Below are 19,890 nucleotides of genomic sequence, written 5' to 3'. Positions count from 1 at the left end.
CACAAAGTAAATGCACCAAGATAAATCTTTTTCATTCCTGTGTTATTTTGAGTTCGTAATTAGCTTTTTAAATTTGCGCAAATTTAACTTTTTTTCATTCACACAAGTCATATTCATTGTGATTTAATACAAATTATTTCCACACATTAGGAAATCTCACTGAGATCCCATGATCCTTCATTGATTCTACAAATCTACTACAGAATGGCGACAGAACTTGTCGTAAAATCAATCTGCTCCATTTTATTTTTTAAATATGATCATCGAAAATAAAATCAGGAACTAAAATAAAACCGCACTATTAAAAAATGGTGCGGTTGATATTGATAAGATTGATATTAAAAATATATTCTTTTTTATCCGGGTATTAATTCAGTTGCTGATTGGTCTTCTGAACAAAATCATTCCATTGTGCGTTCAGCGATTCTACAGCCTGTTTCTTTTCATTTTTATTCAAAGAAGAATAATTAATGGAGTTAAACACCAACTTCTTTAAAGCTTTTACATCCAATTCCCAATTAACATAGGCAACCCAAAAGTCATAACTCAACCCTTCATAACCGTATACTGCAGGATCATCACTATTAATGGAGCATTGTACTCCATTGCTTAATAAGACCCTTGCAGGATGGTTTCTCAAATCACTCACGTACCCCAAAATCTGGTTACTGATAGGACTTACTTCCACCAATTTATTCTGCTTTTTTATAAGCTCCATTGATTTTGGAAAGTAAATCAGGTTAAGGCCATGGCCAATTCTTTGGTTGTTCAGTAAAGTAATATCCAGTATATTTTTATTGAAAACAGAAGTGCTTTCCCCCGCATGGAGAAACAAAGGCATTTCTACTCCTGACTTCTTGGTGATCTCATTAAGCTTCGTCCAGTTTTTCTGGAAAGAGTTTATGCTGTTTCCGGCAGCTTCATCGGCCACAAGATCAAAACCGGAAATCATATCCGGAAATTGTTTCTTTAGCTTAAAGGCTACTTCAAGTTGTTTTTCAATGCTTTCTGAATCTAAGAATTTAAAGCTTGAATAAATCAGTTTCAGACTGAACTGAGGATCCGACTGGCGCATTTGTTTCACAATATCCTGAAGATCTGTAATACATGTTTCCAATGGGTATTTCCCATGTTGAAAATCATACAGTTCGTCAAATACATATCTGATTTCAACGTGCTGCACTTTATCTTTAGCTAAATCCTGGAAACCTTTCAGATAGTATTCTTTAAAGAAAGGGCGATAAGGCAGCAGCAGGTTAATGCGCTGGAAACGTTTTTCAAATTCAATCCAATAATCTGTGTAGGAACATAGGTTATCTCTTTTTAATAGAAGAAGATCATGAAGTTCCTTTTCAAAACCGGGATCTGAATTCAGTTTCTGATTGAGGTTAACAAACCCGTTGGGAACTTTTCCATTTTCAAAGAAGCCCAGCTGACCGAAGATAAACTTATCATTGTCCTTTTGATCATATACATAACATTCTTTATATTTTCTAGCTGTTGTAATCAGCCATGCAGCATTGGCCAAACCACCACTATGGGTATGCAGCAACCCTCCTTTCGGCATAGTCTGAATAACTTTAAAAAGCTTACTGGATTCTATCAATGGTTTTATTTCATTAAAAGAACGGTTATATAAAGGAATATGCTGTTTGTAAGTTTCGGTAAGCAACTGCTTTCTGATCTGGAATAATTTTTTATCCAAGGTGATCTCAGCATCAGATAATTTTACATCTGCATCAAAGGCCATTGCTGCATTTTCTTTCTCCAGCAACGTCCATTTATCCTGATAAGTGGTTTTTTCTGCCACTTTAGTTTGGGCTCCCAACAGAGGAAATCCCAACATTAAAATATAGGTAAGGTATTTTCTCATAATAATAGTAACCTGCAGCTGACAAAAAGACTTTGCCATTACAGTATTCAAAAATATAATTATTTTTTTGGTAAAAGGGTTTCAATCTTAAAAAACAAATGATAAACCTTTTATTGATACATTTTCATCTTCCATCATTCTTCCCTAGCCCGATAGTAACGGTTACCCCGCAACACGACTAAGCCTTAGCCATGGCGTGAGGAGTATGAGTGGATAGCGGGATAAAGCTCCCTAAAAAGAAATAGGGCGCAAAATACGCAAAAAGTCTACAAAAACAATAGACTTATTGTGTTAATTTTTATTCATCCTCGAAAATGGAATTTTTTAAAAAATTGAAAATCTTAATCAATAAAAACACAAACAACTATACTACAGCAACTTAAATATCGAAAAAAGAGTTTGGAAGTTTATAATTTCATTTATCCTACTAAATTAGTAGACTAATATGATTTTTCTCATATCCGCTTTTAACAAAGTTTTATGAATTATTAGATAATTTTGACCCAGTTAAAAAATAAAACTCTATTCTCATGAATAAGAATGACTTTAATTCTTACCTATACACTATCATGGCTACAGCTTCTGTTCAACATAAGGATTGTACAGGGAATGGCCTTTCACAGCACAACACTACTTCTAAAAAGATGTGCTTTGAATCTATGATGTGTAAAATGATGATGCCATAACTCCCAAAGAAATATGCACATTATTGTAGGAATTAAAGCCCGATAAGCTAAAGGCCTATTTAATCCGGGTACACCTCCTCTATTTTAACATTTTCTTTCTGATACCTCCTCACAAAAGGGAGGCAGGGACTTATTTTTTCCTAAACGGAAAGATAAAAGTAATACACAATTCAATTTTTAAAACCTAAGATTAATATAATGAGAAAAAAACAATGCAAACTTGGTGTATTGGCCGTGCTCTTATTCGCAGAATATGGCTTTGCACAGAAAAAAGACAGTCTTTCGCAGGAGACAGCCATCAAAGAAGTGGTGGTGGTAGCCTTCGGGAAACAAAAAAAGGAAGAAATCACAGGATCTGTGCAGTCTCTGAAGGCTAAAGACCTGGGAAATCTTCAAAATGGAAATGTTCTTCAGGGAATTGGCGGTAAAGTAGCTGGAGTTCAGGTGATTTCTTCCGGGCAGCCAGGTTCCCAACCTACGATAAGAATGAGAGGAATTGGGTCTATAAATGCCTCCAGTGATCCTTTAATTGTTCTGGATGGCATCCCTTATAGTGGCGACCTGAACAGTATTTCTTCAGCAGATATTGAAAGTATTTCTTTTCTGGAAGATGCTTCTTCCAACGCTTTATATGGTTCCAGAGGGGCCAATGGGGTTATTATTGTAAATACCAAAAGAGGTAAAAACAAGAAACTGAGCGTTGATCTTGATATCAAAACAGGAGTTAACTTCAGGTCTATTGAAGATTATTCGGTGTATACTTCACCACAGGATTATTATACCGCTTATTATAACAGAGGTAGAATTGGGGAAATTGCAAGACAGAAGCAGCCGGGTGCTGTTCCTTCCACTACAACGCCTCACGCTGTAGGGCTTTCTGCTCTGAACGGGCTTGGATATAATGTTTATAATGTACCATTCAGCCAACTGATTGCTCCAGACGGTTCTTTTAATCCCAATGCCAAGCTTCTTTATCAGGATAACTGGAAAAAACTTCTTTTCAAACCTGCTTTAAGAAGGGAAGCTACGGTAGGAATTAATGCCAGCGGTGACCAGGTAAAATCTTATACGTCTTTAAATTACCTGGATGATAAAGGATATCTTATTGGTTCCGGTTTTGAAAGATTCGGGATCAGATCAAATGTAGACTACTCTATTACGCCAAAGTTAAGATTAACCACAGCGCTTTCTTATACTTACAGCAAACAGAATTTCGGAGAAACGGGTGGATTTTCCAATCCATTCCAGTTTGCCAGAAATATAGCGCCTTTCTATCCGGTTTTCCTTAGAAATGATAATTACCAGCAATTGTATGATAACCACGGAAATCCTCTATATGATTATGGAGACGGACAGGGGCCTAATGGTGCAACAAGATCTTATGCTGTTTTTGAAAACCCGGTAGGAAATCTTCAGCAGGATAAATCTCAAAGAGTAAGTAATATCAGCAATATCAATCTGGGGTTAAACTATGAAATCATTAAAGGATTGGATTTCACTTACAGTTTTGGAGCATATCTTGAAAACTTAAGAAACCTTCAGTTCGGAAATACACTGGGAGGAACTTCTTCATCGGTAGGCGGAACTATTACTCAGGAATCTGTATTTAACTATACACTAAACCATCAGCAGTTGCTTACATATCAGAAAAAATTTGACAAGCATAACTTCAATATTCTTGTTGGTCATGAATTGAACAAAACAAAAAATGAAGGCTTTTCCGGAACTAAACAACAGCTTTTATTACCTGAATCATGGGCTTTTGATAATGGTGTAAAAATCACAGACCTGTCTGGAAGCGGATACGAATATGCAGTAGAAGGATATTTTTCCAGGTTATTATACAACTATGATAATAAGTATTTCTTTAATGCAAATGTGCGTAGAGATGGCTCTTCTGTATTTGCTCCGGAAAGCAGATGGGGTACATTTTATGGTTTAGGAGCAGCATGGAATGTTGCTAAAGAAGACTTTCTTAAAGACAACAAGGTTATCAATGCATTAAAACTGAAAGCTTCTTATGGACAGCAGGGAAATGATAATATATTACTGAACAGCAGCACCAGAGATTACTATGCTTATCAGGATATTTATGGAATTAATGATTTTGGAGATGGAAAACCTGTCCTTACTTTAAAAAAACAAGGAAACAGAGATTTAAAATGGGAAACTTCCAAAAACCTGAATGCCGGTTTTGAAATCTCTCTACTCAACAACAGGGTGAATTTAAATGCTGATTATTTTGAGAGAAAGGTATCGGATATGATCTATACTCTTCCATTACCTCCATCTAATGCTGGTTCCTATGTAAAATATGGAAATATAGGAGATATGACTAATAAGGGTATACAGGCAAATATCAATGTTGATATTCTTCGTACAGATGATATTCAGTGGAATTTCTACGCCAATGCCACTCATTACAAAAATAAGATTACAAAGTTACCGGACCAACAAAAAGCTACAGGTCTTGTTTCAGGATTGTTTGTTCTTGCTGAAGGCGGAGACCGATATACCTATTATTTAAAAGAGTTTGCGGGAGTGAATCCGGAGAACGGGGATGCATTATGGTATAAAAATACAATCAACCCAACCACCCAACAAGTAGAAAAAACAGTGACCAATAATTATAAGGAAGCAAGTGATTACAATACCGGAAAATCTGCTATTCCGAAGGTATATGGTGGGTTTGGAACAGATATTACCTATAAGAGAGTAAATCTGTCTGTTAATTTTGCTTATCAGTTTGGCGGATATGGCTATGATGATATTTACAGATCCCTCTTCCACTCTGATACTTACGGTTCTAACTACACCACTGATCTTGATAAAACGTGGACTCCGGAAAATCCTACTGCAGCCTTACCACGTGTGGATCTTAGTTCAACCAACCAGAATGGACATTCAACATTATATCTGGTTAAGTCTGACTATATCAGTCTTCAGGATGTAACATTATCGTATCAGCTATCTGATGATTTTGTGAAACAGATCGGTTTATCAGCATTAAAGATCTATGCTACAGGAAACAATCTCTATTTATGGTCCAAGAGAAAGGGATATGATCCTAGAGCCTCATTAACCGGTGTATCCGATGCTTACAAATACTCTTTATTATCAAGTGTTTCACTAGGTTTTAAACTAACATTTTAAAAGACATTATGAAAACAATACAATACTTTATATCTGCTTTAGCCGTAGCCCTCATTACAACAGGCTGTGCTAATGATCTCAATACTTTGCCGGAAGGCGACATTTCAGGCGAACAATTGAATGACGATCAGTCAAAACCTGAAAAGATCCTGGGTGGAATTTATCTAGACTTCCGCAGCAACGGTGCCGGTGGAACTACTTTACATACTGATTTTGGTATCATGGCCATCAAAGCAGGTGCAGATTTAATGTCCAATGATGTAATACAGGCCAAAAACCAGCATTTGGGAATGTTTTATAATTATGAAGCCACCAATGCCAGTAATGTTGCTTCAGAAATCGTATGGACTACTTTTTATGCCAGAATATTCATTATCAATAAGCTTCTTAATGATTTAAAAGGAGATGAGAGCCCTAAAAATAGAGCAATTAAAGGACAGCTGCTTGCTTTAAGAGCTTATTCCTATTTTCATCTGATCCGTTTTTACGCGAATGATTATAAAGGGCATCAGTCTGATCCGGGACTTCCTTTGGTGCTTACTACCGATAATCCAAGCCAGGGACTTCCAAGGTCAACGGTAGCACAGGTATACTCGCAGATTGGACAGGATATTGAAGAATCTATTGTCCTTCTGGAGGGCTTTGCACGTTCTTCCAGAGCCCAGATTGATCAAAGAACTGCTAAAGCAATTGCGGCTGAGGTATTCCTGCAAACCGGAGATTATACAAAAGCAGCCCAATATGCTTCAGACGGTAAGCAGGGAATTGCCTTGATGACAGAAGATGATTATACCACGACCGGTTTTTCAAATATCAGTAATCCAGAGGTGATCTGGGGATTTCATAATACGATTTCTACGATGAGTATCGGAAACTTTTATGCTTCTTTCTTCTCTATGTTTGATAATACCAATGAAGGATATGCAGGAGCAGCCCAGATCTATAAGCTTATTGACAAGCGTTTATATGATGCTATTCCAGATACGGACTACCGCAAAAAAGTATTCAACGGAAGCCAGCCTGCCAAATATACCTTTAATGGGAAAACTAAAAACTATCCTGCATATGTGAGCTGGAAATTCAAAGATCCAAGTATGTTTGAAGGAGATTATATTTACATCAGAGCTTCTTCATTATATTATATCCAAGCAGAAGCTTTGGCAAGACAAGGAAGAGAAACAGAAGCAAAACAGGTTTTATTTGAAATCGCGTCCAAAAGAGACAAGGCTTATACATTGTCTGCCAAAACAGGCGCTGATCTGATTAATGAAATCATCCTTCAGAAAAGAATTGAACTATGGGGTGAAGGCTATGCGTGGTTTGATATGAAAAGATTAAATACACCTTTAGAAAGAGTATACACAGGAACCAACCACACATTTGGAAGATTTAACCTTACACCGGATAAATTCAAATTCCAGATCCCGAATAAAGAGATTAATAATAACCCTCAAATCAAACAGAATGACTAAATAAAGCCAAAAACAATTTTAATATATTTCAAGCAGCCACCATTTACCGGAAATGGTGGTTTTTTATCGCTCAGTATTTTTCCGTTTCTTATTTTTCTGTGAGAAATTTATACCGAACCACCAGAATATCAAGAATTCCTATGCAGAGATAATAAATTCCCCCAAATAGCATATTCGAAAGCATATCAGAATAGATGGTATGGAAAAACAATGATAAGAGAAGAATGAAGAACCACAGGATCAGTTTTGCAGAGAAAACTCCTGCAACTCTGGCTATCATTTCATCATCTTTTACCATTTTAGATTGAATCAGGCACTGAGCTACTGTAATTAGGCATCCATAGAAGAGTTCTTTTTCCTTATATAAATCAAATGTTAAAAAGTAAAGTAGAGGTCCTGAAGCTATCAAAAGCCAAACAAAAATTTTCAGAAAAAAGCCGGCTTTAAACTCTTTAGTGAGAATAAGTGTTGAAATAATAAATAAAGGATAAACAAAGAATACAGAATACAGCATATATTTATAAGTCAGAAGTTCTGATGTTTCTACCCTATCAGAAATCCAGAACATCCTAAAATATAAAAATGAAAGGTAGAATGAGTTCAACCCAAAAGCAACCGGTAGTATTCTATGTTTCATAGAAAATGAAGTATCAATCTGTTTATAACCTTTAATCTTCCATTCAGAAGAATAGCCAATTTATAAAAAAAGAATGAGTTTAATTCAGAATACATCTAAAAAAAAAACAGCACCATTTACTATAAATGATGCTATTCATACAATTTGATTATCAATAGAATAAACTTTTCTTCTTATTTAATTTTGATTTCTTCAGTTTTTATTAGGCTAATTCTATTTCTGCTTCTGAGTTACAGGGATAAATTTTTCACTCAAGATTATAGGCTATATCAAGGTAACGGTGAATGTCTGTAAAAATTATGTAACCAGGAATGAATATTTATATTTTAGCATCCATTGAGCTTATCTCCTGAATGATTATTTACTGATTTTTCCCAACCCCGGATTAAAAAAAGAGTGTCCGGTGTCTTTAGAGCAGAATATTTTTAAGTCTTTAAAAACTGATACTATTTTTACTAAAAACAAAAAACCTCAGAATTAATATCCTGAGATTTTCGTTACAATTTTAATTATTTAAGTAGAAGATACTGAAATCAAATATAAATCTGTCTCTATTAGGTAGTAAGCATTATTATCTTCGATCTTAAACAGGAACAAAACACCTGTTAATGTTTTTTCTGATAGATTAAAATTTTATTTTTTAAATCATAAAATTCATTCCTATTGCCTTATATTCTCCAATATTATTTTTGAAAATATTCCTGCAATACAATATCAGTATTCATTGTAATAGGCAAACGCCTGGAAAACCGTAGCGGGAAGAGCATCTCCCTGAACACAATCAGCAGCAGCAAAATCAAAGCATGTTCCTCTCAGTTCAATAGTATGTGTACCTGCCGCTAAGGACACGGTATAGGTTCCGGTATTATAGAAAATCCCCTGCAAATTGGTTCCTGTAGTTGTTGGTCTGTTGGTATAGGTCTCCGAAGCCCTAACTACCTCAGTCCCATTTACAGCCAAATGGGTTCTCAATATTCTTAATCTACCATCAATAGGAGGGTTCGGGATACTTATGGGGACTGAAAAAGTCACAGTTACCACGGCTGGTTTAGACAAATTAATATTTTGTGTACTGATTACAGCCGGAGTCGTTCCGGTTCCCCCGGCATTCGTTGCCGGCAATGATGTGATATTGAATAATTGCGTGACAAGCTGATTGAGGGTTTTCTTTTGAACATAATCAATATTTCCATTTGAATCTGAAACCAGAACCCGGTCATATAATACATCGGATGATTTATCCGTACTATTTCTTACTCTCATATTTCCATTTACATCCAGAACTCTGGTAGGCGCAGTCGTATTGATTCCAACCTGAGCCAGTAAATTGGATGAAATAAACAGTATAAATATAATTTTTTTCATTTCCTTAGTGTTAGATATTATAAGATATAACTTTATATTCCTGCCTTTTGACTGTAAATTTTCTTCCATTTGGTAATGGTATTCCTGCTGATCTTAAACAGAAGGGACAGTTCTTTATTAGTACAGGGATTTTTTTTCTGATAAGCTAAAATTTCAAGAATAGAATTTTGATCATAGGATTTGTGTTTCTGGTTGCTTTTACGATCTCCAAAAATCATCGTATTCAAGGTAATAACATCCAAAGCTTCCAATTTTCTTTTCTTTAAAAATTCTGCACATACTTCTTTCTTTTCAGGATATTTCCAATCCAGCATATCCATATAAAGCTTTCTATAATCAGGTCTTATTGCTTCTTCCATCTTTCAAATTATTTAAGTTTATATTTATTCCAGATCAGATACTACCTGATGCTTTGTGATCCACTTATAAAGTGTTGTTTTAGGAATCCTGTAATCATCTACAATTTCCTGTTTTGTTTTTTTTCCTGTTTTTACCAGTTCCAATACAAATTCAATGAGTTCATCCGAATAGATATTTTTCCTGAACTTCATTGATTTGGATTTTTCATTTTTCTTAACGGGATTGGGATATTGGGGTGTATAAAGAATCAAATGTTGAGAGTATACCCTAAAAAAATCATACCTCAGAAGCTTAGACCATTTCAGCAGTTCCCCGGTAGAGAGTTCCGGTTTTTCAAACATTTCTAAAACAGCATTTTCAGGAATTTTGAAAACCTCAGCAATATGCCGTATGGTAACTTCAATCTCCTCTACTTTATTTTTGATAAGTTCTCCTATATGAATTTCTTTATATAACATATTTTCCATTTCTTCGGTTTTAATAAGTTAGAGTATTCCGTAAAATACTCTAACTTAAATATAGATTATTCTGATAAAGAGCTATGCATCACAGGTATGAGGGAAAATACGCAATGATCACTCTGATATTTTGGTTGTGTTTTTAGAATCTATTGCGCCGTGATCTGATCTATCTTAAAGAACACCTTGGTTCCTGCACAAACCCCTCCAGGGCATGTTGTAGCATTGGCCACTCCATTTGGATTATTAGAACCCATCATGAACTCAAGAGAATAGAAGGTCTTCTCATTCGTATCATAAGCTGTCCATTTATATAGACGTTGTTCAGGCATTCCGCTTGCATATACTCCACCATCGCCCCACGACGGGAAATTGGTAGCAGTCTGTCCGGTAGCTACTATAAGAGCAGAGTTACTTGTTGCATTATCACCTGCCCACGTATTGGCAGGAAGCCTTAGCTGGTTCTGCATATATCCACCTGCACCGCTCCATAGATAGTGTCCATTGGAGATAATATCCACGGTAGAGGTACTATTATTCCTGATCTGCAGGTTTACAGCAGCGAAAGCACTACCATCAGGAACAAAACAACGTACAGAATATTTTCCGTCTCTGGTGGTTATCGTAGTTGCATATCCTGCTCTTCCATTATCAGAAGTAGCTTTTAACGGACCTAATATTGCAAATGAATCAAGATCCGTTGCCAAACTATTACCAACTGTTATATTACATGTTCCAGTCCAAAAAGGAACTACACTGCTGTTGATTGGGAAGGTAGTAGTAGTTGGCGAACTTACGGTAGGTGTTCCTTCCACTTTAAAGTAAAGATAACCGGTTCCCTGTTCAAGAATACCTTCCAATAGGGTAAGCGTAAGTCCATTAACGGTCACTGAAGATCCTGCTGTATAAGGGCGCCCGTTTCCGCCGCTATATGGAACTCTTATCATCCCTGAATAAGGTACACCGGCAGTATACGATGAAGGTCTTAAACCTGCTGCATCACAATTCAGGGTACTGATGCTTGGCGGATCAGTTGTTATGGAAGTTACCTGTCTCCACTCCGATCCATTCCAATAATAATACCCATGGGGCAGATTACCGGTTCCTCCGGTGTTATAAACCCACAATCCGGTAGCATTTGCCGTTGAAGCGTTTAACTGCATGGTTCTATTGGTCAGTACAACCCTTGGCGGCAGAAAGCCTTTATCATTTGCTGTTACATCTAGCATTGCAGAGCCATCAGGAGCAGGAGTACCAATCCCAACAGCACCATTATCCAGCGCAACAAATTCGGTCCCTGCAGTCCTGGAGGTACCATCCGATTTGCTTCCTAATTCTACGAGGGTATTCGGAATATTATCTACCCAGGCATCTTTTGTAGGATCTCCTGAGCCACCACTACCACCGAGAGGCTGCCAGACAGTTCCGTTCCAAAAATGGAAGCCTTTGATAAAGCCTCCTGCATCAGCAATCAAATAAACAAGCTGACCATTCACAGAACCACTGGCAGAAAGTGAATTTACTCTTGGAACCAGTACACCATCCTGTGCAGTTACGGTTCCTAAATGATTTTTTGCTCTTACATCTAAAGTTGATTCAGGAGCAGCAGTATTAATTCCCACTTGGGAATACATACTGCAGGAACATAATGCTAAAACCAGCATTGATAAATTTGTTCTCATAATTCGATATTAATATTGGTTTTGTTAGTGAAATTAGTTTTGATTAAAAAATCAGAAGAAAAGAAACATTATCATTCATACATATCAACTCCTCTTATCTTTACTATAAATTTCAAACAAATGAAACCAAGCAGCCAAAAAAAATGATTCTACAAATATCCTTCAACACCAATAACACACTGATTATCAATATATATTTTTCTTAAAGAAATCTTAAAAGCATCTTAAAAGTTTAATTCAGATACTTGTATGAGTGAAAAATTTGTTGAAAAGCCATTCATGTAGTATAAAAAATCCATAAATCAATACCCCTACATTAAAGATTATCCACACAAGACATTATAATCTGGTGAAAAAACTAATTATCAGAACTGAATTCTTTTAAATACATCTTAAGCCTAAGAAGCAAAAGATTAAAAAATAAAGGCGGAGCGAAAAGCTCTTATTCTAAAAATAAAATCACTCTGCTTATTAAATGTGTACAGTTAGGTCTTCTAGTACATACCCTCTATAATTCGTATTTAAATAGTATAATGAACTATAAACAAAATAAAAAACCACCCTTTAAAAGGATGGCTTTCATATAATCGTTCTTAAAATTTATACAGACTTTTTTATTCCTTACAGATTCTCTATCTAAGAATCTAATCCCTGAAAGAATACATAAAGATCCTGATCGCTTGGAACATTAAGTTTTTTCCTTAATCTGTATTTTTTCTGCTGTGCAGATTTATGAAGAATAGACATATAGGTCGCAATTTCCTTTGAACTGAAGTTCAGTTTTATCATCGCACACAAATGCAGATCCGCTCCTGAAAGGTCTTCATTAATATCTAGTAACTTCTCTATAAAATCCGGATATACTTCCTGAAAACGGGTTAGAAAAGCAGAGTCATTCCTTTTAGCAAGCTGAACCAGGTCACTAAAGCTTTCATTTACTTTACTCGCTAAAACTTCAGTTTCATTGGTTAAAAGCTCAGTCTGGTTTTTTAAAATGGTAGTCTCTTCCTTTAACTGGCTCTTTTTGTTTTTCATTTTTCTATATTTCAGAGTAAAGACAATGACTAGAACCAGAATTAATAAGAAAGAGCCCGCGAATAATTTCAGTTTAAAAACCTCAACATCATTTTCTTTTTCTGACAAAACCTTATCAATCAAAAGATTTACAGTCTCATTCTGATCATCTGATTGCTTTGCCTTTGCATCCAGGTATTTGTTCTCAAACTCTGTTTCCTTTTCCTTATTTCCCATTCCTTTATAAGCCTCAGCTATGGACTGATAAATAAAAGGAATGTTATATGCTCGCTTGGTATCTAAAAAAACATCCAGCGCTTTCTGATAAAAAACCTGAGCTTCTGCATAATCCCCCTGTTTTTTGTAGTAATCTCCAGCTACTCTAAACACCATTCCCTTTTGGGCATCTAATCGTATAGTATCCTTTTTAATAAGTTCCAGCGATCTGCCAACATATAGTTTGGCAGAATCAATAAGACCGGTATGCAGCAAATGGTGTTTGGCAATCAAACAATTGACTAGTGGTGTATTGATGACATTTTTTGACCGGTGAAAATAGATGAGCGCAGAATCTATTCGTCCAGTTTCATACAAAAAGTCTCCTCTATTGGAAAATACCCTGTCCAAAAAATAGCTTCTTTTATCATGAAGCGTGCATTTTCTTGTATAATAAAGCGCTTTAGAATTGAATTTTAATGCATTATTATACAGACCCGTCACCTTACTTAACTGTCCATATTCCTGAAAAAGCTTTGCCTTTAGAGCTTCATTTTTTGAGTTTTGAAGAATCACCTCCGCTTTCTTTAAAAATACAAGCCCTTTCTTGTAGTTTCCGATACTCACAGATATATTGGACATATTGATGTAACATAGAGCTTCTCCATCATGATAACCATCTCTTTGAGCTTTCTGAAGGTATTCTTCATTCAGCAGCATACATTTACCATAATTACCGGCAAGGCGCATTACCTCATTTTCATGAAGCAACGGATAATCAAAATTGGCCACAGACAGATTACCTCCCGTACAACTGTTCAAAAAAAACAAGCAGAATATACTTACAATAAAGCATACTCTCTTTAGGGAATTAATACCTATCATAAATTAATACAAATAAAAATTTAATCATAGAAACAAATAAGTAATATATTTTGATGAAAAAGTTTAACGAAAATAATAAAACAGATACATCCTACAGAAAAAACACATCCTACAAATATCCCTCATCCAAAAAACTACAGAACAAAACAAATGATAATCAATCAATTAAAAACCGACCTCATTTTAGGACAATAAAAGAATTAAAACAGTAATAAGACAATGTAGTATCTAATTTTGTCTCATCATAATCTGTAAAACAGATATTCTTCTTATAAAAAACTTTAATAAACATCTCTTTTTATGCTCAAATCAAAGGCATAAACTGAACTAAAAAAGGCTAATAAAAATCTAAAATAACGGATAGAAAACATATTATTAAATCTGCTTCCCTTTTTAGTAAAACATGATTCATTTCTGAGAAACATTTTCGGATTACTTACCATTCAGTCCATAGTAAACAAGGAAAAATAAGATGTCTTCGTCATCAATGAAAGCAGATAGTTCTTTCACCATTGGGGAACTTAAAATATGGATATCAAATCAAAAAAGACAGCAGAAATACATTATATTTGAGGATCAAAAACCATCTTAAATAACCATCTTAAAATGAAGTCAAAGGAAATCATTCTTACCCTTTTCATCCTATTTATAAGTATTCCTCTCTTTTCACAAAATAGCACTAACCCGGAATTCAAAAAAAACATTGAAGCTATTCTTGCCAATAAGAAGGCAGATGTTGGGGTTTCTATTTTAACATCAGGAACCCATAAAAAGGAAGTTACTCAGATCAATGGGAATAAGCCATTTCCTATGCTGAGCACTTTCAAATTTCCTATAGCCTTAGCAGTTCTCCATAAAGTGGAAAAAGGGGAACTTTCATTACAGCAAAAGGTCTACATCAAAAAAGAAGAACTTCTGGAAGATACCTACAGCCCATTCAGAGAAAAATATCCCGAAGGAAACATACAGATTAGCCTGGAAGACTGCATACAATGGATAGTGGTATACAGTGATAATAACCTTACAGATGTCCTGCTGAGGATGATTGGCGGTCCTGATTATGTTCAGAACTTCATCAACAGCAAAGATACCGTCATTAAAAATGATGAAAAAGATATGCATAAAGACTGGGATTCTCAATTCATCAATACCATTACCCCTAACGAAGCCATTAGATTACTGGAACAGTTCTATAACGGAAAAATATTAAATAAAGAGCATACAAAATGGCTATATACCGCTATGCTGAACAATGTAGCAGGAGTAAAAAGGCTTAAAGGCAAATTACCAAAGGAAGTTAAAGTGGCTCACCGTACAGGAACTTCATTTACCAATAACGCAGGAATGACAGGAGCCATCAATGATTATGGAATTATTGAGCTCCCAGGTAAGAAGAAAATATATATTGCTGTTTTTGTACATGATACTTATGAAACATTTGAAAACTCGGAAGCAATTATTGCAGACATTGCCAAAACAGCTTATGATTATTACACAAAATAAATCCATCACCGGAATCAGGTTATTTTTTTTACTTGGCATTTCCGCATTACTCCCTGTTTCTGTAAAGGCACAGAAAACAGATTCTTATTCTAAAAAAATTGACAGTATTATAGCCGCTTCTGTCCCATTGAAATTCAATGGGGTTGTTTTGATTTCTCAAAATGGCAAAGCAAAATATCTGAAGGCTAATGGATATAAAGATTTTGTCAAAAAGGTTGCTTTAAAAACCGATGATCAGTTTGAAATTATGTCAAACTCAAAACAGATTACCGCTGTCTTGGTCTTACAGGCTGCTGAACAGGGGAAGCTAGCTCTTCAGACTCCTATCAAAAAATATCTTCCAGCAATTACCCAGCCGTGGGCGGATACTGTAACGATCCACAACCTTTTGAACCATACCCATGGGATTATAGATCTTGAAAAACCTCTTGCTTTTAAAGCCGGTTCACAGTTCAAATACGGAAACCTTTCCTATACGCTTTTGGGGGAAATTCTTCAGAACACAACGGGAAAAAGCTTTACAGAGCTAGCTAACTCCCTTTTTAAAAAGCTGAAAATGGAGAAAACATTTGTATATAACAGTAAAAATAATCAGGCACTGGTTCCCGGCTACAGAAGTGAGAATAACCGATTCGAAAAGGCGGAAGAATCATTTTTAAATGATAAACTTGCTCCTGCCGCCGGAGTTGTTTCTACCGTAGAAGATCTTGCAAAGTGGGATCAGGCCCTGTTTAAAGGTAAACTTCTTTCCCCTGAGTTTCAAAAACTGATTCTTACCCCTTCCACCTTTTCTCAACACAATGTTTTTGGAAAAGAAAGTATGGGGTTTGGATACAATATCAGATTCATTAAAGAAGCCGGACTTGATTATTACGCTGTGACCGGACTTGGTGACGGCTTTACATGTCTGAATACATACTTCCCTTCTACGGATACCAGCCTAATTATCCTTGAAAACCAAATGCCCAAAAATAGTGAACACTGGAGCTTTCAGGAGGCAGCTATTAAAAATGTTGTATTGAAAAGCATCATTTCAAAATAATTTCACCTAAAACAACAGATAAAAGGTGATTTTTCTTTTAAAAACCACCTTTTATTTTTGTCACGAACCTTTTAGATCATGACAGAAATGTTAAAAAGCAAAGTTTTTATCTATGATAGTTGTGTACTAAAATCTTCCTTGCTTTAAAATTTTGTTTTTCATACCAGCAAAAGGCTTTTCAATAAAAAATCTATATCCCAATCCACCTATAGCACATCCCAACAGACAAATAATCAGGCATACTGTATCTGAAGTTTCGAGATCAAACTGTTCAAAAAAAGCCTGAATCATATGAATAATTCCTTTGTGTGAAAGATAAATTGCGTAAGATAAGGCAGCCAGCTCGGCCGTAATATAAGATTTCCGCTTTGAAAGAAATGATGATGATGACACTGCAGATAAAACAATAAAACCATAGCTTATTGCCACCAAAGTAAACCCAAATACAGACGCTACTTTTGAAGCCTGTTCATTACAAATCCAGAATGAAATACCCAGCAATATGATCCCTGCAATAAGAAATTTGTTTCCATTTTGATGAACTATCTTTTTAAAGCCAACAGAATACTGCATAAAATAACCAATGAGAACTCCTGTACCAAGTCCGTCTAATCTTGTATGGGTTGGGTAATATATCTTCATGTACCATGATCTCCAGAAATCCAGGGAATTACTGTCTATCCATGCTATAGCCGCATCCCATGTTATTAATCTCATCATTAGAGAAAATGTTATGAAAATGATTATCAATACAGCAAAATATTTAAAGAGCTTTGAGGACATGATCAACAAAAGGAACAAAGGAAGAAGAAGATAAAACTGTTCCTCAATACATAAAGACCATGCATGAGAAAATGTGCCCTGATTAATCACATCCAATCCGTAATTCTGTGTGAACGTGACAAACTTCCACAAAGGCGGTAAAGCTTCCCGTTCTCTGAAAATGGGAATGGTAAAATACAGAAAAAGCGTAAAAAAATAAGCAGGAATAATCCTGAAAAAACGTTTGATATAAAATGACTTTAAACTTATTGATCCTTTATTGTTTATCTCCTGGAACAATTGTCCTGAGATCAGAAAACCACTCAGCACAAAGAAAAGGTCAACTCCGGTCCAGCCAAATCTCCCTATTGTGTCAATCCATTCCGGATGTTTAAATGCACGGTAGTGAAAGAGTAAAACCAGCACAATAGCCAATGCTCTCAAGTGATCTAACCCATAAAATCTTTCTGAACGTTTTGTTATCATATTTTTTTACTGCAAATCTTACCAAAAACAGAATTTCTTTTTAATGTAGGGTTTAGAAAACAGGAATTCAGATGCCAATGGTAAAATAAGCATTCTGCATTTTTAATCATGCTGTTTACCTTTATTTTATAGGATTTCACATCTATTTTATCAGGTATAGTCCAAGATTTTTTATTTTTGATCACGATGAAAACAACAGCGTTAATCTATAACCGACAAAATATATACTTCCAACTATTTTTCTGGAGTGCTTTGTTTTTGTTTGGAATCGCAAGAACTTACGATGATTACCATGGGGAAATGTTCAAACAGCTGATGATTTATAATTTATGTCATTGGATCTTTCAGGTTCTAGCCGCTAATTTCATTTATTTTTTCCTGATCTGTCATTTCTTTGATCAAAAAAAATACATAAAATTCATCCTATACCTTATTCTGAGTTTATATTTTATTTCTGTAGCCAACAGAATCTTTATTGTTGATTTTGCAGAACCTTTTTTCACCAATGAACCTAAAGACAGCCTGTTCAGCATTTTTACCGATATCAGCTATCTTTTATTCCATTATACATTTCCGATCATCAGTGGAGCTTTTATCTTTATTTCAATGATGTTTTTCATGCGGTATAAAGATGAGAAAGAAAATACCATCCAATTGCAAAAGGAAAAGACCGAGCTGGAGCTGAAATCTCTTAAATCCCAGCTTCATCCTCATTTTCTTTTTAATACCCTGAATAATATCTACTCACTTTCCCTCATTCATTCAGATAAAACATCCCAGTCTATCAGCCAGCTTTCAGATATTCTTGATTATATCCTGTACAAAGGGCAGAAAAAATGGGTATCTGTTACAGAAGAAATGAACATTATTAATGATTATATTGCCCTGGAAAGCCTGCGTTATACTCATGAGAGATTAAAAGTAACCAGGAATACATCAATAAAGTCTGCTAACTTTATCCCACCGCTCCTCTATCTTACCCTTGTGGAAAATGCCTTTAAGCATGGTGCCGGAAAAAATGTGGAACAAACTGAAATAAAAATAGAACTAGAGACCACCCCTCAACATTCCGTCTTCAGAATCCAAAATACCTGCAATTATATTTCAGATCATAATGAAAAGGGAATCGGGCTTAAGAATATTAATCAACAACTTGAACATTATTATCAGGAACGTTTTACCTTTATTATTTCCCTGGAAAACAATATTTTTAACGTTGAAATAACTACTCCTTCTCAATATGATTAAATGTATTATTGTAGATGATGAGCCTTTGGCTGCCACCTTGCTGGAAAATCATATTTCCAAAATCGATCATTTAAAACTGGCAGGAAAAGCAGAAAATGCTATTGAAGCCTATAAACTCCTTCAAAATCAGACAGTAGATCTGATGTTTCTTGATATTGAAATGCCACACTTCAATGGTGTTGATTTTTTAAGATCACTTTCCATAAAACCTAAAACCATTTTTACCACCGCCTACCGGGAGTTTGCTCTTGAAGGCTTTGAGCTGGAGGCTGTAGATTATCTTTTGAAGCCTATCTCTTTCGAGCGTTTCTTTAAGTCTGTAGAGCGGGTATTAAGGAATATTAACGACTCTAAAGATGATTTTATTCTCCTTAAAACAGAGGGAATGCACAGGAAATTATCTCTGGCAGACATCATTTATATTGAAAGCCAGGGAAATGATATCAAAATAACTTTAGCCAGCAACGAAAGTTTCATTTCAAAAAGCAGAATAACGGATCTGGAATCGCTTTTAGCATCAAAAGGTTTTGTAAGAATTCATCGGTCATTTATTATCAATACTTCATTTGTCACCGCTTTCAACAATAACGAAATCCGCCTTGGAGCTTATGAGATTCCGGTAGGAAGAAGCTACCGCCAGGAATTTGATACTTTTATAGCTAATTTTTCAAAATACAGACTTTTATAACTGGCTATAAACAACTTACGAATATATTCATTATATATTTTCCACTCATTTATGCTTACAAATTATCTTTTTAACTTTTTTTTGAATATTTTTTAAAACAACTACTTTATATTAATTATTTTCCTCCTGTTTTTCAACCCATTACAAGATTGTTTTTCTTTGACTTCTGCATAAACATAAGTAGAGATATTTTTCCCAACCAACAAATAACCAACTGGATTACAAACCATTACAAACAATAAAAAGTCCCTTTCCCTATCTGTCTGTTTCTTATAGATATTAAAAAAAAATATTACTTTTGCCAGAAGGAATAAAATTGCTTTTTAGCCGTTTTATTCGTAAGTTTATGTGCACCAATTT

At 35.2% G+C, this 19,890-nt stretch carries 15 protein-coding genes; 7 read left to right on the top strand and 8 right to left on the bottom strand.

Annotated features, from left to right (window positions below):
• Positions 1 to 367 precede the first annotated feature (367 nt).
• Positions 368 to 1,912 (bottom strand): amidohydrolase family protein, encoded by a 1,545-nt coding sequence (locus tag BBH99_RS18035; RefSeq protein ID WP_228390837.1) that lies wholly within the window; start codon positions 1,910 to 1,912, stop codon positions 368 to 370.
• A gap of 491 nt (positions 1,913 to 2,403) precedes the next feature.
• On the opposite strand from BBH99_RS18035, the gene BBH99_RS22545 reads away from it, so the two are divergent.
• The 3 genes from BBH99_RS22545 (at position 2,404) to BBH99_RS18025 (ending at position 7,184) form a co-directional block, all read left to right on the top strand.
• Positions 2,404 to 2,559, top strand: coding sequence for a hypothetical protein (locus tag BBH99_RS22545; RefSeq protein ID WP_165601959.1), 156 nt, complete (start codon positions 2,404 to 2,406; stop codon positions 2,557 to 2,559).
• A gap of 198 nt (positions 2,560 to 2,757) precedes the next feature.
• Positions 2,758 to 5,712 carry a SusC/RagA family TonB-linked outer membrane protein gene (locus BBH99_RS18030; protein ID WP_066698972.1) on the top strand — a complete coding sequence of 985 codons (2,955 nt, stop codon included), beginning with the start codon at positions 2,758 to 2,760 and terminating at the stop codon, positions 5,710 to 5,712.
• 8 nt (positions 5,713 to 5,720) lie between these two features.
• Positions 5,721 to 7,184, top strand: coding sequence for a RagB/SusD family nutrient uptake outer membrane protein (locus BBH99_RS18025; protein WP_066698969.1), 1,464 nt, complete (start codon positions 5,721 to 5,723; stop codon positions 7,182 to 7,184).
• A gap of 88 nt (positions 7,185 to 7,272) precedes the next feature.
• On the opposite strand, the gene BBH99_RS18020 is transcribed toward BBH99_RS18025, so the two are convergent.
• The 6 genes from BBH99_RS18020 to BBH99_RS17995 form a co-directional block, all read right to left on the bottom strand.
• Positions 7,273 to 7,821: a hypothetical protein gene (locus tag BBH99_RS18020; RefSeq protein WP_123873215.1), complete on the bottom strand. Its 549-nt coding sequence runs from the start codon at positions 7,819 to 7,821 to the stop codon at positions 7,273 to 7,275.
• A gap of 714 nt (positions 7,822 to 8,535) precedes the next feature.
• On the bottom strand, positions 8,536 to 9,186 hold the full coding sequence (locus tag BBH99_RS18015) for a hypothetical protein (protein ID WP_123873214.1): 651 nt from the start codon (positions 9,184 to 9,186) through the stop codon (positions 8,536 to 8,538).
• A 32-nt stretch (positions 9,187 to 9,218) separates the two neighbouring features.
• Positions 9,219 to 9,545 carry a hypothetical protein gene (locus BBH99_RS18010; RefSeq protein WP_066698961.1) on the bottom strand — a complete coding sequence of 109 codons (327 nt, stop codon included), beginning with the start codon at positions 9,543 to 9,545 and terminating at the stop codon, positions 9,219 to 9,221.
• Between the two features lie 24 nt (positions 9,546 to 9,569).
• Positions 9,570 to 10,013 (bottom strand): transposase, encoded by a 444-nt coding sequence (locus BBH99_RS18005; RefSeq protein ID WP_228390836.1) that lies wholly within the window; start codon positions 10,011 to 10,013, stop codon positions 9,570 to 9,572.
• Between the two features lie 140 nt (positions 10,014 to 10,153).
• The gene (locus BBH99_RS18000) at positions 10,154 to 11,686 is read right to left on the bottom strand and encodes a hypothetical protein (protein ID WP_123873213.1); all 1,533 of its coding nucleotides are present in this window, start codon (positions 11,684 to 11,686) and stop codon (positions 10,154 to 10,156) included.
• Between the two features lie 636 nt (positions 11,687 to 12,322).
• Entirely contained in the window at positions 12,323 to 13,738 is a 1,416-nt protein-coding gene (locus BBH99_RS17995) for a hypothetical protein (protein ID WP_123873212.1), read from the bottom strand.
• Between the two features lie 669 nt (positions 13,739 to 14,407).
• Here BBH99_RS17995 and bla point away from each other — a divergent pair.
• Positions 14,408 to 15,304: a class A beta-lactamase gene (bla, locus tag BBH99_RS17990; protein WP_066698954.1), complete on the top strand. Its 897-nt coding sequence runs from the start codon at positions 14,408 to 14,410 to the stop codon at positions 15,302 to 15,304.
• Complete coding sequence (locus BBH99_RS17985; RefSeq protein WP_083188873.1) at positions 15,285 to 16,346, top strand: serine hydrolase domain-containing protein; 1,062 nt, start codon at positions 15,285 to 15,287, stop codon at positions 16,344 to 16,346. The genes bla and BBH99_RS17985 overlap by 20 nt, the downstream gene beginning before the upstream one ends.
• Before the next feature lie 126 nt (positions 16,347 to 16,472).
• Here the strand turns inward: BBH99_RS17985 and BBH99_RS17980 are convergent, their stop codons facing one another.
• Positions 16,473 to 17,594, bottom strand: a complete 1,122-nt coding sequence (locus tag BBH99_RS17980) for an acyltransferase family protein (RefSeq protein ID WP_066698952.1) — start codon at positions 17,592 to 17,594, stop codon at positions 16,473 to 16,475.
• A 186-nt stretch (positions 17,595 to 17,780) separates the two neighbouring features.
• Here BBH99_RS17980 and BBH99_RS17970 point away from each other — a divergent pair, with 186 nt between their 5' ends.
• Positions 17,781 to 18,842: a sensor histidine kinase gene (locus BBH99_RS17970; protein WP_066698949.1), complete on the top strand. Its 1,062-nt coding sequence runs from the start codon at positions 17,781 to 17,783 to the stop codon at positions 18,840 to 18,842.
• On the top strand, positions 18,835 to 19,530 hold the full coding sequence (locus BBH99_RS17965) for a LytR/AlgR family response regulator transcription factor (RefSeq protein WP_066698947.1): 696 nt from the start codon (positions 18,835 to 18,837) through the stop codon (positions 19,528 to 19,530). The genes BBH99_RS17970 and BBH99_RS17965 overlap by 8 nt, the downstream gene beginning before the upstream one ends.
• The last annotated feature ends 360 nt before the right edge of the window (positions 19,531 to 19,890 follow it).

Origin of the sequence: Chryseobacterium contaminans, assembly GCF_001684955.1 — a bacterium.
In the GTDB taxonomy this organism is placed as follows: domain Bacteria; phylum Bacteroidota; class Bacteroidia; order Flavobacteriales; family Weeksellaceae; genus Chryseobacterium; species Chryseobacterium contaminans.
Note: the sequence above shows the minus strand (reverse complement) of the source record. Positions and strands in the feature narration are given on the sequence as shown.

Bases quoted from the DNA above. Each gene is read 5' to 3' on its own strand.
- BBH99_RS18035 (WP_228390837.1), bottom strand. From the start codon at position 1,912: ATGGCAAAGTCTTTTTGTCAGCTGCAGGTTACTATTATTATGAGAAAA.
- BBH99_RS22545 (WP_165601959.1), top strand. From the start codon at position 2,404: ATGAATAAGAATGACTTTAATTCTTACCTATACACTATCATGGCTACA.
- BBH99_RS18030 (WP_066698972.1), top strand. From the start codon at position 2,758: ATGAGAAAAAAACAATGCAAACTTGGTGTATTGGCCGTGCTCTTATTC.
- BBH99_RS18025 (WP_066698969.1), top strand. From the start codon at position 5,721: ATGAAAACAATACAATACTTTATATCTGCTTTAGCCGTAGCCCTCATT.
- BBH99_RS18020 (WP_123873215.1), bottom strand. From the start codon at position 7,821: ATGAAACATAGAATACTACCGGTTGCTTTTGGGTTGAACTCATTCTAC.
- BBH99_RS18015 (WP_123873214.1), bottom strand. From the start codon at position 9,186: ATGAAAAAAATTATATTTATACTGTTTATTTCATCCAATTTACTGGCT.
- BBH99_RS18010 (WP_066698961.1), bottom strand. From the start codon at position 9,545: ATGGAAGAAGCAATAAGACCTGATTATAGAAAGCTTTATATGGATATG.
- BBH99_RS18005 (WP_228390836.1), bottom strand. From the start codon at position 10,013: ATGGAAAATATGTTATATAAAGAAATTCATATAGGAGAACTTATCAAA.
- BBH99_RS18000 (WP_123873213.1), bottom strand. From the start codon at position 11,686: ATGAGAACAAATTTATCAATGCTGGTTTTAGCATTATGTTCCTGCAGT.
- bla (WP_066698954.1), top strand. From the start codon at position 14,408: ATGAAGTCAAAGGAAATCATTCTTACCCTTTTCATCCTATTTATAAGT.
- BBH99_RS17985 (WP_083188873.1), top strand. From the start codon at position 15,285: ATGATTATTACACAAAATAAATCCATCACCGGAATCAGGTTATTTTTT.
- BBH99_RS17980 (WP_066698952.1), bottom strand. From the start codon at position 17,594: ATGATAACAAAACGTTCAGAAAGATTTTATGGGTTAGATCACTTGAGA.
- BBH99_RS17970 (WP_066698949.1), top strand. From the start codon at position 17,781: ATGAAAACAACAGCGTTAATCTATAACCGACAAAATATATACTTCCAA.
- BBH99_RS17965 (WP_066698947.1), top strand. From the start codon at position 18,835: ATGATTAAATGTATTATTGTAGATGATGAGCCTTTGGCTGCCACCTTG.